General features: G+C 39.7%; 12 protein-coding genes. 3 read left to right on the plus strand and 9 right to left on the minus strand.

Annotation, left to right across the window (positions count from 1 at the left end; translation table 11 throughout):
* Positions 1 to 11: 11 nt before the first annotated feature.
* From LIS78_RS13075 to pxpA, 5 genes are all read right to left on the minus strand, one after another.
* Complete coding sequence (locus LIS78_RS13075; protein WP_195783103.1) at positions 12 to 1,007, minus strand: 5-oxoprolinase subunit C family protein; 996 nt, start codon at positions 1,005 to 1,007, stop codon at positions 12 to 14.
* Positions 1,004 to 1,759: a 5-oxoprolinase subunit PxpB gene (pxpB, locus tag LIS78_RS13080; RefSeq protein WP_209149821.1), complete on the minus strand. Its 756-nt coding sequence runs from the start codon at positions 1,757 to 1,759 to the stop codon at positions 1,004 to 1,006. Before pxpB ends, LIS78_RS13075 begins: the two co-directional genes overlap by 4 nt.
* A gap of 17 nt (positions 1,760 to 1,776) precedes the next feature.
* Entirely contained in the window at positions 1,777 to 2,568 is a 792-nt protein-coding gene (locus LIS78_RS13085) for a putative hydro-lyase (protein ID WP_252283736.1), read from the minus strand.
* Positions 2,569 to 2,620: 52 nt separating this feature from the next.
* Positions 2,621 to 3,784 (minus strand): NRAMP family divalent metal transporter, encoded by a 1,164-nt coding sequence (locus tag LIS78_RS13090; RefSeq protein ID WP_245210713.1) that lies wholly within the window; start codon positions 3,782 to 3,784, stop codon positions 2,621 to 2,623.
* A 99-nt stretch (positions 3,785 to 3,883) separates the two neighbouring features.
* Positions 3,884 to 4,645 (minus strand): 5-oxoprolinase subunit PxpA, encoded by a 762-nt coding sequence (gene pxpA / locus LIS78_RS13095; protein WP_195783100.1) that lies wholly within the window; start codon positions 4,643 to 4,645, stop codon positions 3,884 to 3,886.
* 393 nt (positions 4,646 to 5,038) lie between these two features.
* On the opposite strand from pxpA, the gene LIS78_RS13100 reads away from it, so the two are divergent.
* The gene (locus tag LIS78_RS13100) at positions 5,039 to 6,634 is read left to right on the plus strand and encodes an alpha-amylase family glycosyl hydrolase (protein ID WP_350495066.1); all 1,596 of its coding nucleotides are present in this window, start codon (positions 5,039 to 5,041) and stop codon (positions 6,632 to 6,634) included.
* A 34-nt stretch (positions 6,635 to 6,668) separates the two neighbouring features.
* Here the strand turns inward: LIS78_RS13100 and LIS78_RS13105 are convergent, their stop codons facing one another.
* Together LIS78_RS13105 and LIS78_RS13110 are read right to left on the minus strand one after the other, a co-directional pair.
* Positions 6,669 to 7,127: a GNAT family N-acetyltransferase gene (locus tag LIS78_RS13105; RefSeq protein WP_209149823.1), complete on the minus strand. Its 459-nt coding sequence runs from the start codon at positions 7,125 to 7,127 to the stop codon at positions 6,669 to 6,671.
* Complete coding sequence (locus LIS78_RS13110) at positions 7,114 to 8,547, minus strand: class I adenylate-forming enzyme family protein (RefSeq protein ID WP_252283738.1); 1,434 nt, start codon at positions 8,545 to 8,547, stop codon at positions 7,114 to 7,116. Before LIS78_RS13110 ends, LIS78_RS13105 begins: the two co-directional genes overlap by 14 nt.
* A gap of 155 nt (positions 8,548 to 8,702) precedes the next feature.
* On the opposite strand from LIS78_RS13110, the gene LIS78_RS13115 reads away from it, so the two are divergent.
* Together LIS78_RS13115 and LIS78_RS13120 are read left to right on the plus strand one after the other, a co-directional pair.
* Positions 8,703 to 9,260: a biotin transporter BioY gene (locus LIS78_RS13115; protein ID WP_252283740.1), complete on the plus strand. Its 558-nt coding sequence runs from the start codon at positions 8,703 to 8,705 to the stop codon at positions 9,258 to 9,260.
* 13 nt (positions 9,261 to 9,273) lie between these two features.
* Positions 9,274 to 10,368 (plus strand): acetyl-CoA C-acyltransferase, encoded by a 1,095-nt coding sequence (locus LIS78_RS13120; RefSeq protein ID WP_252283741.1) that lies wholly within the window; start codon positions 9,274 to 9,276, stop codon positions 10,366 to 10,368.
* A gap of 12 nt (positions 10,369 to 10,380) precedes the next feature.
* Here LIS78_RS13120 and LIS78_RS13125 read toward each other — a convergent pair whose 3' ends face one another.
* Together LIS78_RS13125 and LIS78_RS13130 are read right to left on the minus strand one after the other, a co-directional pair.
* Positions 10,381 to 11,037 carry an MtnX-like HAD-IB family phosphatase gene (locus tag LIS78_RS13125; RefSeq protein ID WP_252283742.1) on the minus strand — a complete coding sequence of 219 codons (657 nt, stop codon included), beginning with the start codon at positions 11,035 to 11,037 and terminating at the stop codon, positions 10,381 to 10,383.
* A gap of 17 nt (positions 11,038 to 11,054) precedes the next feature.
* Positions 11,055 to 14,261: a DEAD/DEAH box helicase gene (locus LIS78_RS13130; protein ID WP_252283743.1), complete on the minus strand. Its 3,207-nt coding sequence runs from the start codon at positions 14,259 to 14,261 to the stop codon at positions 11,055 to 11,057.
* Positions 14,262 to 14,379: the final 118 nt, after the last annotated feature.

The following is a 14,379-nucleotide window of genomic DNA, read 5'->3' on the forward strand; positions in this document are numbered from 1 at the left end:
CCTGTTTTGTGTTATTTAGTTGACGCAAGGTTAATAGCAATTTTCAATTCTTGAAGCAGCTGTTCTTTTTCTAAATAGATTTTTTCTGCTTCATGAAGCGAAATGTGAGAAAAGTAAATGGACTCGCCAGGCTTTATTTGAGCTAAAAGCGGTAAATCCGCTGTGATGACTTGAGCAATTTTAGGATATCCTCCCGTGGTTTGACGATCTGCTAACAGAATGATAGGATTTCCATCTGGCGGAACTTGAACAGAACCTTGTGAAACGGCTTCAGACAGTAACTCTTTTTTTTCTTGAAGCTGAAGAGAAGGTCCGGCCATTCGATAGCCCATTCGATCTGATTGATTCGATACTTTAAAAGGCTCTTTCATAAAATGACTTTTGCTTTCAGCTGTAAATAAATCAAATTGACTGCCATTCATAACACGGACCGCTGGTTTCTTTGTAAAATGAACAAATTCCTTATAATTTACGGACCATGAAGAAGTATATACTCCGTTTATCAGTTCATTTGAAAGAAAAGCAGGCTTTGAAGCAGCAGGAACAGATAGAGGTAAAACATCGTCTGTTTGTAATGCTCTTCCTTTGTAGCCCCCGATTTCACCTCTTAAATACGTGCTTTTACTATTTAACACTTCATCAATAGCAAATCCTCCCGCTACAGATAGATAGGAACGACACCCGGTTTTGCAAGGACCAAATGATAAAGTGCTTCCTTTTGGAATAAATAAAGGTTTCCACATCGGGACTGGCTTTCCGTTGACCGAAGGAGTTAAATCTCCCCCTGTGATCGCTACTAAACAATCACTTTCTATTTCAAGGGTAGGCCCCATTAGCGTAACTTCAAGTCCCGCTTCTTTTTCATTGTTACCAACTAGTAAATTAGCAATTCGAAGGGAATAAGAATCCATTGCACCGCTTACAATCACACCGTGCTGCTGAAATCCTCTTCTTCCTAAATCTTGAATGCTCGTTAATAACCCGGCTTTACTGACTCGCATACTCATTTCCCCCCCTCCTTTGCCTGCATTTCTTGATACTCTTCTTTAGAGATAGGCTCGAATTTTACAATATCTCCAGCTTGCAGCAAACTTGGGGGATTTTGTTCCGGTAAAAACAGCTTAATAGGCGTTTGACCAATTAACTGCCATCCTCCGGGAGTGGAAATAGGATACACTCCTGTTTGCATTCCTGCAATACCAACCGAACCCGCAGGAATAGAGGTGCGAGGAGACGGCCGGCGAGGCGTAGCAATTCTTTCAGATAATCCTCCTAGAAATGGAAATCCAGGAGCAAACCCAATCATGTACGCTAAGTATTCGCCTTCAGAATGAATACTAATTACCTCTTCAGTTGTTAAGTTATGGTGACGAGCGACATATTCAAGGTCAGGTCCATACTCTCCCCCGTAGCAAACTGGAATGGAAACCGTACGATGGTCTAACTCTTTTTCTGTCTGTTCGTTTTCTAGTTTACTTTGAACGATGGAACATACTACTTCAAAAGGAGAAACAAATTCCTTCTTCTGCTTTTTTCTCCCGGCTGCTACAACTTCAAGAGGGTTATAGAAAATTGTAAGATTTGTAAATGCCGGCACGCATTCAACAAACCCTGGGAAAGGATTTAATTCTATCGAATCTTTACACGTTTTGATTTGTTTATGAGTGTCGTACTGAATGCTATCTCCAAACGTTATAACAAGCGCTGAGTCGCCAAGCGGAGAAATAACAGCCGACGCTTTTGTTACGGTTTGATTCATATCTACACCTCTTTCTTTTATAAAACACCTAGTTTTTCATCTCGAATATCTGTGATAAACATATGCCCCGGAGCATGTGTAATCATAATAGAAGGTTTTGTTTCCATTGCTACCGCTTGAGGGGTTACACCACAAGCCCAAAATACGGGAACTTCCCCTTCCTTAATCGAAACAGCATCGCCAAAATCTGGAGAATGGAGGTCTTCAATACCTATCGCAGCGGGATCTCCGATGTGAACAGGCCCCCCGTGCACAGCTGGAAAACGCGAAGTTACTTGGGCTGCCCGCACTACGTCTTGCTGAGGAATTGGACGCATACTAACCACCGTCGAGCCACGAAATATTCCTGCTTCAGTGCACGAAATATTTGTTTTATACATAGGAACATTACAATTTTCTTCAATGTGACGAACAGATATGTCATTGTTTAAAAGTGCGTGTTCAAATGTAAAGCTGCAACCGATAAGGAAAGCTACCATATCTTCTGTCCAATAGTCTGTGATATCGGTTACTTCTTTTACTAGTTCCCCATTTTCATAGATTCGATACTTTGGAATGTCTGTTCGAATATCTCCGGACGGAGCTGCAAATTTTGGTACCGGGGATCCAACGTCTGTTACATCTAAAAGAGGACAAGATTTAGGGTTACGCTGACAGAACAATAGAAAGTCAAAAGCTTGTTTCTTTGGTAAAATAGCTAAATTAGCTTGAGCATAGCCGTTTGCCATGCCTGCTGTTGGTTGAATAAGCTGATTGTTACGGATTTGCTGACGAAGTTCAGCTGGAGTTAGTTGTGAAAGGTTTGTCATATTTCTATCTCCCATCATTGCCCGCACGCAACTTACGTGCGGGCACCTTGTTTTATTTAAATAATTGAGGAAGTTGATCCATTAACGTATAGCCGCCCATTAAAGCCATTACAATAACGACAAGTACACCAGAAATAGTGAGCCATAAAGGGTGTTTATACTCGCCAACGATGCTTTTTTTGTAAGCCGCAATCAGTAATGTTCCAAGAGCAACGGGCAAAATTAATCCATTGAGTGCTCCAACTAAAAGCAGAACTTTTACAGGTTTTCCAATTAAGACAAACGACAGAGTTGAAATAATAATAAACCCAATAATAATCCAGTTTGAGTTTTTATTAAGTTTTTCACTAAAGGTTTGAATAAATGAAACGGATGTATAAGCAGCTCCTACCACAGACGTAATAGCGGCAGACCACATGACAATACCAAAGATTTTATAGCCGACGTTTCCTGCTGCAAGCTGAAACACGGATGCTGGAGGGTTGGCCGGGTCAATTTGCAAACCTTTAGACACAACGCCAAGTACAGCTAAAAACAAAGCAATTCGCATAACGGAAGTGATGAGAATTCCCGTTACAGAACTTTTTGTTACTTGAGGTAAAGAATCGATACCTTTTACGCCAGCATCTAAAAGACGATGTCCACCAGCAAAGGTAATGTAACCACCGACTGTTCCTCCAACAAGCGTAACGATCGCAATAATGTCAATTTTGTCAGGAGCAAAAGTTTTCACTACAGCTTCTCCAACGGGAGGTGAAGTGGTAGCCGCTACATATAGCATCAGCCCAATCATGACAAAACCTGCAATTTGCGTGAAGCGATCCATTGCTTTTCCAGCTTCTTTTACAACGAAGATTAGCACGGCAATAACTGCACTAATTGCAGCTCCGGCGGTTGGAGAAATACCCGTAATAGCATTTAATCCAAGCCCGGCACCGGCAATATTTCCAATATTGAAAGCAAGTCCTCCAATAACAATTAAAATAGCGAGCACGTACCCTAATCCGGGAAATACCATGTTGGCGATTTCTTGTCCGCGTTTTTCAGAAACCGCAATAATTCTCCATACGTTGGTTTGAGCAAAGATATCAAGAATAATTGAAATTAAAATAACGAATCCGAAGCTTGCGGCTAAATTTTGTGTAAATACGGTAGTTTGAGTTAAAAAGCCTGGTCCAATAGCCGATGTGGCCATTAAAAAAGCGGCTCCAAGCATTAACGTCCAGTTTACTTTAGGCGCAGCCGAAAGCTTTTGCTGAGGTGTTGATTTTTTAATTGGCTCCAATATCATCTTCCTCCTGATTGTATGTAGTTTTTATTTTGAAATAGCTTTAACTACTACTTCTGATGCTTGTAAAGAACGGTTCACATGACGAGCAAATTCAAGTGCGTGAGCCCCGTCTCCATGGATGCAAATCGTGTCTGCCTGCAATTCTACATCCTTACCTTGCTGAGATTTCACCTTCCCTTCTTTCACCATTGTAATAACTTGGGATACAGCTTCGTCATCATTTTCAATTAAAGCATTTGGTTCTGTGCGAGCAGTGAGAGAACCGTCTAATTGATAAGTACGGTCTGCAAATACTTCGTTAGCTGTTTTTAAACCAATTCTGTTACCTGCTTGAATCAGCTCACTTCCAGATAACCCAAACAAAATCAGCTCAGGATTTACGTTGTAAACAGCTTTTGCTATTGCTTCAGACAATGCTTTGTTTTTGGCCGCCATGTTATATAGTGCACCGTGAGGTTTTACATGCTGCATCGATAACCCTTCCGCTTGCAAAAAACCGTTTAATGCCCCAATTTGATAGACCACGATATCATAGGCTTCCTGAGGTGAAATATTCATGTTTCTGCGTCCAAAACCGATAAGGTCCTGCAAACCAGGATGAGCCCCAATTTGCACCTTTTTTTCAGCAGCCAATTTCACCGTTTTTCTCATGACGCTCGGATCCCCTGCATGAAATCCACAGGCTACGTTCACAGACGTCACATGCTCTAAAATTGCTTCATCATTGCCAATACGATAAGCACCAAAGCTTTCCCCTAAATCACAGTTTAAATCTACTTTACTCAATGCGTTCTTCCCCCTTAATCCCTTTAGTGTAAGCGTAATCATTTGCAGATAGTAAGTAAAATTCAAGCTGTATTATCTGCATCAATACTTTAAGTTCCATTTTTCGGAACTACAGTACCGTTTTTCAGTTATATTTGGATTTTAGCATGAGATGATGAATTGAACAACAACATTGTCAGAATATTTGACATAGTCATTATTTTCACTTGGATAATACTCCCTTATTTTATTGCTATCTTCTATCTATAGCCTTAATATAACGCAACCGCTTAATGTCATTAGACGCAGTAAACAAATAGGTTGTCAGAATAATTACTAGTTCAAAATAATCAAAATGAAATTTTCGTTGTAATCGTTTTCAAATAGGTGCTATATTTCAATTGTAGTCAATTTATGCAAACGATTGCAAAAAAAGGGGATGAAACGATGAAAGGGAAAAAATGGACAGCTTTAGCACTAACACTGCCGCTGGCTGCTAGCTTATCAACAGGCGTTCACGCAGAAACCGTACATAAAGGTAAGTCTCCAATAGCAGATAAAAACGGTGTTTTTTATGAAGTGTATGTAAACTCTTTTTACGATGCAAATAAGGATGGACATGGTGATTTAAAAGGTCTTACACAAAAGTTGGATTATTTAAATGACGGCAATTCTCATACAAAAAATGATCTTCAAGTAAACGGGATTTGGATGATGCCAGTCAACCCTTCTCCTAGCTATCATAAATATGATGTAACGGACTATTATAATATTGATCCGCAGTATGGAAGTCTGCAAGATTTTCGCAAGCTCATGAAAGAAGCAGATAAACGAGACGTAAAAGTTATTATGGATCTCGTTGTGAATCATACGAGCAGTGAACACCCTTGGTTTCAAGCTGCGTTAAAAGATAAAAACAGCAAGTACAGAGATTACTATATTTGGGCTGATAAAAATACCGACTTAAATGAAAAAGGATCTTGGGGACAGCAAGTATGGCATAAAGCTCCAAACGGAGAGTATTTTTACGGAACGTTTTGGGAAGGAATGCCTGACTTAAATTACGATAATCCTGAAGTAAGAAAAGAAATGATTAACGTAGGAAAGTTTTGGCTAAAGCAAGGAGTTGACGGGTTCCGCCTAGATGCTGCGCTTCATATTTTTAAAGGTCAAACACCTGAAGGCGCTAAGAAAAATATCGTATGGTGGAATGAGTTCAGAGATGCGATGAAAAAAGAAAACCCGAACGTATATCTAACGGGTGAAGTATGGGATCAGCCTGAAGTCGTGGCTCCTTACTATCAATCGCTTGATTCTCTGTTTAACTTTGATTTAGCAGGAAAGATTGTAAACTCTGTAAAAGCAGGAAATGATCAAGGAATTGCCACTGCAGCAGCGGCAACGGATGAGCTTTTTAAATCATACAATCCAAATAAAATTGACGGCATTTTCTTAACCAACCATGACCAAAATCGCGTCATGAGTGAGCTAAGCGGCGATGTAAATAAAGCAAAATCAGCTGCTTCTATCTTACTTACGCTTCCTGGAAATCCGTATATTTATTACGGTGAAGAAATTGGAATGACAGGTGAAAAGCCTGATGAGTTAATCCGTGAACCGTTCCGCTGGTACGAAGGCAACGGACTTGGACAAACTAGCTGGGAAACACCTGTATACAATAAAGGCGGCAATGGTGTGTCAGTAGAAGCACAAACAAAACAAAAGGATTCTTTGTTAAATCATTACCGTGAAATGATTCGCGTGCGTCAGCAGCACAAAGAGTTAGTAAAAGGAACGCTTCAATCTATTTCAGTAGACAGTAAAGAAGTCGTTGCCTATAGCCGCACGTATAAAAGCAAATCGATTAGCGTGTATCATAATATTTCAAATCAACCTGTAAAAGTATCTGTGGCGGTGAAAGGTAAATTGATTTTTGCTAGTGAAAAAGGTGCTAAGAAAGTCAAAAATCAGCTTGTGATTCCGGCTAATACAACGGTTTTAATAAAATAATAGAAAAATCCGTGGGTTATATCCACGGATTTTTTTACAGCTCTTTTTCCAAGCAGTTAACTTGATTATGATGCAGCGGCTTAGTGGCATACTGCGCAAAACCAAGGCGTTCCCAAAACAGCTTGGCTCTAGGATTTTGAGACAGAACGCCAAGAAGAAGAACTGAAACTCCTTCTTCTTTTAGCTTGTCTTCAAACGCTAGATACGCCTGCGTTCCGAAACTGAAATTATGATAGGCGCTATGAATGATAAAAGCTCCAATCCATGGATGGTCATCGTTTGGGTTTTGTTTCATGTAATCAATAACCCCTACGTATGTATCGTCAGCTTTTATAAAATAACTGTCTGTTTTTTCATTCATGTATTCTTTAAAAAGCTCTTCTTCACTCCGCTCTTTCTTGCCGTTTTCTAACACATTATATGCTTCGTTCGAATTGATAATCTCTGAAACAATATACATCGTGTCAGCTGTAATAGGTTCAAATGAAATCATATGTCTTCCCTTCTTTCTCTGTAAAGTAGCTGTATATCGTTGCTTTGTCAATTTTACCATTTTTCATTCGCGGAAAGGACGTTAAAACTCTCCATACGCGCGGGATTTTATAAGCAGATACTCGTTTTGTCAGCGCTTGTCTTACATCAGAAAGAGAAATGTTCTCTAAGACAATTGCTGCACCTACGACTTCTGAACGTTCAGCATCTACTACGCTAAAAACGGCTGCTTCGCTAACGCCCGGTATTTGTAAAAGCAGTTCTTCAATTTCTTCAGCATATACTAAGCTTCCGCTGCTTTTAATCACGTTTTTATCTCTCCCTACGATGGTAATGCTTCCGTCTTGAAGCTGAATCGCAATATCATGCGACGTAACATATCCGTTAAAAAACGAGCGGTTTGTTTCTTCGCTGTCATTAACAAACCCTTCGAATGCTTGAGTTGTTTTTACAAATAGTGTTCCTTTATCTCCTTTTTCTACTTCTTTTCCACGTTCATTAAGGATTAAAACGTCTACACTGTCAACAGGATAGCCTACTGTATGAGGCATCGTTTCAGCTGTATCTGGTGAAAGCACCGTAACAAATCCCATTTCAGAAGATCCGTAATATTCATAAAGGGCGGCAATGGGAAATGTTTGTGAAAATTTCTTTCGAACGGAAGGCGATAATTTATTGCCTACTGAAATCACGGTCTTTGGCAGAAATCGTTTTTCTTTCGGTCTGCTTTGTACATAACGAAGCAACGGAGAAATTAATGCGGGTGTAATAGACATACAGCTAGCTTCCTTGTAAAAAACAGATGAAGGTGTAAACGCTTCTAGCATAATAGCGTGCATGCCGCTGCAAAGCGCATGTAAAACTGGGTAAAGCTGCGCGGAATACGAGATATGTAAAGGAACAAGCACTTTGTCGTGTTGCTTTAAAGAAAATATGTCTGACCATTCTTGAAACGATGAAGACCAAGAATGATGCGATTTTACAAACCCTTTAGGCCTTCCTGTTGACCCGGAGGTAAATCCAAATAAAAATAGATCGGACAGTGCATTTCCTTGCCGTACGGGCAGCAGAGGTTTTTCTTTTGTTATGTTAGTTAAAGAAGAAGTTTCCCATAGCCAATTCGGAGATTGAATCGAAAAATAAGTATCGATTTCAGCGTCTGTTAACTCATTGTGTAAAAGCATCACCACTCCACCGGCTTTTAAAATCGCTAAAAACGACACAATAGCTTCTACATTGTTTGGCATACTTAAAGCAACAAGCTCTCCTTTTTCCATCCCTTTTTCCTGCAGCTGTTTTTCGGCTTTGCATACACGATCCCACATTTGACTATAGCTTAGTTCATCAATAGAATCCGATAGTGCGAGTCTGTCAGGATTTTGTTGACACTGATTAAAAACTATTTCTTCAATTCGTTTCATTACTGCGTAAGCTCCCTTTTTATTTTACTTTTAGTGTACCGTAAATGCAGGTTTGAGAAAAGAAAAAATGTAAACTTACATAAAAATAAAGTTGACTAATTTAAGTTTAATAAGATACGATAGTCATGTTTTATCATACATAGCGGAGGTTTACGATGAAAACAAAAGATATGACGTACGTTGCATTATTCACAGCTATAATGGGAGCTCTAGGACTCGTCCCTCCTATTTTTTTATCTTTTACACCCGTTCCGATTACTCTTCAGCCTATGGGTGTCATGCTATCGGGAGGAATTCTTGGAGCTAGACTAGGAGCTTTAAGTCAATTTCTTTTTTTATGTTTGCTAGCAGCTGGCGTTCCTTTACTTGCTGGAGGGCGCGGAGGAATCGGGGTATTCTTGAGTCCGAGTGCTGGGTATATCATTGGCTATGTGTTTGCAGCTTTCTTTATTGGGTGGACGCTATCACGGTTAAAAAATGTAACGGTTGCAAAGGCATTTGCCGTAAATGTGTTATTTGGCATTGTGTTAGTATACGCATGCGGCATTCCTGTACAGGCAATGCAGCTTCACATTCCGTTTCTGAAGTCCCTTCAGCTAAGCTTTGTTTATCTTCCGGGTGACTTCATAAAAGCAGCGGTCGCGGCGTATTTAATTACAAAAGTTCGAAAAGCAGTAGCGGTACCTGGCCGTTCTAAAACGGCTTCTATGTAAGGAAGTGATGACCATGTATCAAGCAGCAGTTGTAAAAGCGAAGCGTACAGTGATTGGAAAAGAAAACGGCGCACTTAAAAATTTTCGCGTTCAAGAGCTAGCGGCTCCTTTATTAAAACAGCTTAGCGCTGGAATCGAGCATGAAATTGATGACATTATTTTAGGAAATGTTGTAGGTCCAGGAGGAAACGTAGCTAGGCTATCCGCTTTAGAAGCGGACCTCCCTTTTTCTATCCCGGGAATGACCATTGATCGTCAGTGCGGAGCCGGCTTAGAGGCAATTCGAATGGCCAGCTATTTGATAAAAGCGGGCGCCGGAACGTGTTATTTAGCTGGAGGCGTTGAAAGTACAAGTACTTCTCCTTTTGAAAAAAGAGCACGTTTTTCTCCTGATAAAATTGGTGACCCTGACATGGGAATTGCAGCAGAAAACGTGGCCCAGCGATACAACATATCTAAAGACCAGCAGGACAAGTACGCTCTTTTAAGTCATAAAAGAAGCTGGGAGGCTTTTGAGAAAGGAATGTTTGAAGAAGAAACGCTTCCTCTTCCAAATGTGATGCAAGATGAAGCATTTACGAAAAAACGAAACCTAACAAAGCTGCTTCAAAAAGCCAGTCCCGTCTTTTTGAAAAAAGAAGGTACCGTCACCGCAGCAAACAGCTGTGGAATTAACGACGGGGCCTGCGTTACCCTTGTGATGGAAGAGCAAAAAGCACGCGCCTTAGGATTTCAGCCCGTTTTACGTTTTATAGACGCTGATATTTCAGGCGTGTCGCCTCTATACCCTGCTATTGCGCCCGTTTCTGCGATTAAAAATATCTTGAAGCGAAATTCTCTTACGATAGATGACATTGACTTATTTGAAATCAATGAAGCCTTTGCCGTTAAAGTTGTTGCTTGTATGCAAGAACTGGGGATATCAGAAGAGAAAGTAAATATTCGCGGAGGAGCGTTGACGCTGGGACACCCGTACGGAGCATCAGGAGCTATTTTAGCTACGCGCCTTTTTTATGAAAGCAAGCGCCAAGACATACGATATGTAATAGCTGCTTTAGGGAGCGGAGGCGGAATAGGAACAGCGGTATTATTTGAAGTCATCAAATAATACCGCTGTTTTTTATCCTTTTCTTATCACGTTGTGCTGTATTAAATATTGCTCAATATCTTTAAATGTCTCAACCAGAACAAATGGAACGTTTTGTTCGCGCAGTAAATCCTGCAAAGAATCTTTTGCAAATGTGACGTCTGCATATTTTGCCGGATGCGAATCCGGCTCGCTGTCTCCCGCAAAATAAATCGTTTCGTATGCTTCCTTTAGTTCTTGAATAACAGCCGATTTATCAATGCCGTAGCGCTCTGAATGCCATCTGTGAGCAGGATCTAGACGCAAATGAACATTGTTTTGATGAAAATATCCTTCATTCGAATAAACTTCCACTTTTTCAACACCGTATTTATCTAAAATCGGTTTAATATAGTACGTTGTTCCAGCGCTTAAAATATAAAAATCTCCGCCGTTTTTCTGAACAGCTGTAATAAAAGCGGGCACGTATTCATCAATTGGAATATTCGCTACTTCTTCTAAAATTTTCGGCTCTTCCTGGTGAATCGATTTGAAAACAGTAGATAAAAAATCAATATCTTTCATCTCTCCTGCTTTCCATCGGCGGAAAAGTTCTTCACCTTCTGGAAAATACTTTTCAATCACAATCCAGTAAAAATCTTTTTTTGAAATCGTTCCATCAAAATCTGATACAAACGCCCATTTTTTCATTCCTCACACATCCTTTGCTACATACTAAGCAGTTCTCGAAGCTCTTCTTCTGTCAAACTGGAAAGCATTGTTTCTCCCGGCTGAATAACCTGTTCGATAAGTTCTTTTTTCTTTTGCTGCAAGCCATAAATTTTTTCTTCGATGGTTCCTTGAGAAATAAGCTTGATGACCTGCACAACATTTTTTTGCCCAATGCGGTGTGCACGGCCTGCCGCTTGTTCTTCAATCGCCGGGTTCCACCATAAGTCATATAAAATAACCGTATCGGCTCCCGTTAAATTTAAGCCTGTGCCTCCGGCTTTTAATGAAATTAAGAAAATGTCTTGTTCTCCATTATTAAACCGATCCGCCATTTCCACTCGTTCTTTTGATGGCGTTTGACCGTCTAAATAAAAGTATGAGAGATTTTCTTTTTGAAGCTCTTCTCGAATAATGTGAAGCATGCTTGTAAACTGAGAAAAGATTAACAAACGTTTTCCATTGGCAACCGCATTTCTTGTAATCTCAAGCAGCTGCTCTAATTTGCTTGAATACCCTTCGTAATTTTCAACGAATAAAGACGGATGACAGCAAATCTGGCGAAGTCTTGTTAATCCCGCTAAGATCTTCATTCGGTTTTTATTAAAATCTTCACCGGCTAAAGATGATTTTAATTGCTCTAAATAGCCTACATATAACTCTTTTTGTTCTTTAGTCAGCTCAGATAAATGAGTTGTTTCAATTTTATCAGGCAGTTCTTTTAACACATCCTTTTTTACTCGTCGCAGTAAAAATGGTCTTACAATTCGACTGACCTGCTCCGATGACATGTTTTTAAACTGGCGAAGCCCTGGAAATAAACCAGGAAGAATGGTCTGGAAAATTGACCAAAGCTCATCAAGTGAGTTTTCAATAGGCGTACCGCTCAGCGCAAAACGTTTTTTAGCTGAAATAGTCCTAACAGCTACTGCTGTCTTCGTTGTATGATTTTTAATACTCTGAGCCTCATCTAGAATTAAAGCATGAAAATGAAGGTGCTGATATAAATCAATATCTTGACGCAGCGTTGGATAAGATGTGATCCATACGTCAGCTGTTCGTTTTAGCTTTTCCTCACGCTCGCTCGGCGTTCCTGTAATGGTTTGAACCGTTAAATTCGGTGCAAATTTCTCCAATTCGTTGCGCCAGTTATAAATCAAGGAAGCCGGCACAACAATTAAAAAGGCACTGCTATCTTCATCAAACTCTTTTTCGGATAAAATATAGGCAATGCTTTGAAGCGTTTTTCCAAGCCCCATATCATCAGCCAGTACGCCTCCTAAAGAGTAGTGAGACAGAGACTTAAACCACTTAAACCCATTGCGCTGATAATCACGCAGTGATGCCTGCAAGGATTCCGGTACTTCCCAATCCATTTCCTCTGGAGATTTGAGCTGTGTAAGTAACCTTTTAAATGCTGAGCCAAACTTAGCAGCTGATTTATCACCCGCACTCATAATCTCTTCCACTTGCATCCCTCTGTATAAAGGTACTTGCAATGAGTTATCCTTTAAGTCTTTCTCGGTTACGTTCAGCTCACGAAACAAGTTTTGAATATGTTCAAAGCCTTCGTTTTCAAGAGGAATAAACGCACCGTTATCTAGACGATGATAGCTTTTCTTTTCTAAAACAGATTTTAAAACATCTTGAACGGTCTGATGATTAATGTCTCCTAAATCAAAATTAATTTCTAATAACCCATTGCTGTTTTTGATGTCAACCGTTGTTACTGGCGCAGAAAAATCCGTATAAGCATAATCTTTCATCTCATCCGTAATATACACATCCGCTATTTCATCAAGCTTTGGAACAATATGAAACAAAAATTCATATAAAGATGATTCATCTTGATTTAAATACAGCTGGTTTTTATAAATGTTTAAAGGAGCTGTTTCAATTAAATCCATCACGCGGTCTTCTTTTTCTAAATCTCGTATCAAGATTTTATCGTATTTTTCAGGTTGAGGTAAAAATGGATTAATTGAAATCTCTCCGTAGTGGTACCGAAGCGTCACAAACAGCTGTTCATCTTCCCGGTCAATAAATACTTTTGCTTTTAGTTCAGGTGCAATAATCTGATGGGATACTTCTTTTGCGATATCCACTTTCCCCACCTTTTTTAGTCCTGGAACGACGTGAGATAAAAAATTGCCCATCTGCTCTTCTGCTATAGGTACGACTGGCTTCAAAGGCGCCGTTTTTCGAAGCCCTTCAAGAAGCATACGCTGATCTTGAGATAGCTCATAAAACGTCCCGTTTAAAAATAGCCACCCGTATCGATCAAAAAATGAAGCTTGATGAAGTTCCGTAAAGTCTAGCTCAAATCCAGCTGCGGGGTGCTTGTTTATTTGAAACGAAAAAGGAGCTGAGCTTTCCGCAAAGATAATATTTTCATATGAGTGCCCGTCATGAATAAATGTAAAGTTCCGATCTTTGAGCAATTGAAATAACTCTTTGGCTATGATGGAGGGAATGATTAGTTCTCTGTTATTTGCAGAAGAACGATACATGGAATAAGAATTTTTATAAAATGATTCATTTGTCATAATATCCATCAGCAGCTCAATGATTTTCCTATCTTCTTCTATAAAAAAATGTTCCGCCGGGTCATATTCGAAGCGCTTGGTAAATTCGTGAGTTTGGAATTCTTTAGCGTCTGTTAAAAATTCTTGAATGTTTTTTACTACATACGTCCGGTCGACGCCTACTTTCATTTCAAGCGCTACGTACATTCCTTCTGAACGTAAAAATTCTTCTGAGTAAGACTTGCAAATAAATTCCACTTTCAACGGATCTTTATCTGCATATTTTCTGTGGTCGCTTATTGTTTGCTGATAGCTTGAAAATAAGTCGATAAAATGATTTACATTCTCGTATTCTTTGCTTTGGCGAAAAGGCTTGGTTTTAATTGGCTGTGGCTTTGCTCGCTCATCGCAAATGGTTAATAAAACAGCTACTTCGTGTTTGCATTCTGAAAACTCGTGATAAGCAGGACAATCGCAGAATGAATAAAAAGAATTTCCTTTTTGTTCAACCATTACCGTATACATTTCCGCACCACGAACGGATGCTGTCCACGTAGTGGTCTGTTCATTGTATTCCAAATCAAGCACGCGCCCCTGCTTGTAATACGTGTGTCCTCTATAGTACGTTCTGCTTGAGTACGAATCTTTTAATTGTTCTTTGTTTAATGTTTTATTTATCATCGCTTCACAATCTTCCAATCGCATAACAGTCAATGCTGTTTCTGTTTAATTTCTATTCAGAACAAATAATGTTCAACGTCATAAACGTTGAACATTATTTGTCAATTCCTCTATTATA

The sequence above is a fragment of the Priestia megaterium genome (assembly GCF_023824195.1).
In the GTDB taxonomy this organism is placed as follows: domain Bacteria; phylum Bacillota; class Bacilli; order Bacillales; family Bacillaceae_H; genus Priestia; species Priestia megaterium_D.

Bases quoted from the DNA above. Each gene is read 5' to 3' on its own strand.
- LIS78_RS13075 (WP_195783103.1), bottom strand. From the start codon at position 1,007: ATGAGTATGCGAGTCAGTAAAGCCGGGTTATTAACGAGCATTCAAGAT.
- pxpB (WP_209149821.1), bottom strand. From the start codon at position 1,759: ATGAATCAAACCGTAACAAAAGCGTCGGCTGTTATTTCTCCGCTTGGC.
- LIS78_RS13085 (WP_252283736.1), bottom strand. From the start codon at position 2,568: ATGACAAACCTTTCACAACTAACTCCAGCTGAACTTCGTCAGCAAATC.
- LIS78_RS13090 (WP_245210713.1), bottom strand. From the start codon at position 3,784: ATGCTTGGAGCCGCTTTTTTAATGGCCACATCGGCTATTGGACCAGGC.
- LIS78_RS13100 (WP_350495066.1), top strand. From the start codon at position 5,039: ATGCAAACGATTGCAAAAAAAGGGGATGAAACGATGAAAGGGAAAAAA.
- LIS78_RS13105 (WP_209149823.1), bottom strand. From the start codon at position 7,127: ATGATTTCATTTGAACCTATTACAGCTGACACGATGTATATTGTTTCA.
- LIS78_RS13110 (WP_252283738.1), bottom strand. From the start codon at position 8,547: ATGAAACGAATTGAAGAAATAGTTTTTAATCAGTGTCAACAAAATCCT.
- LIS78_RS13115 (WP_252283740.1), top strand. From the start codon at position 8,703: ATGAAAACAAAAGATATGACGTACGTTGCATTATTCACAGCTATAATG.
- LIS78_RS13120 (WP_252283741.1), top strand. From the start codon at position 9,274: ATGTATCAAGCAGCAGTTGTAAAAGCGAAGCGTACAGTGATTGGAAAA.
- LIS78_RS13125 (WP_252283742.1), bottom strand. From the start codon at position 11,037: ATGAAAAAATGGGCGTTTGTATCAGATTTTGATGGAACGATTTCAAAA.
- LIS78_RS13130 (WP_252283743.1), bottom strand. From the start codon at position 14,261: ATGATAAATAAAACATTAAACAAAGAACAATTAAAAGATTCGTACTCA.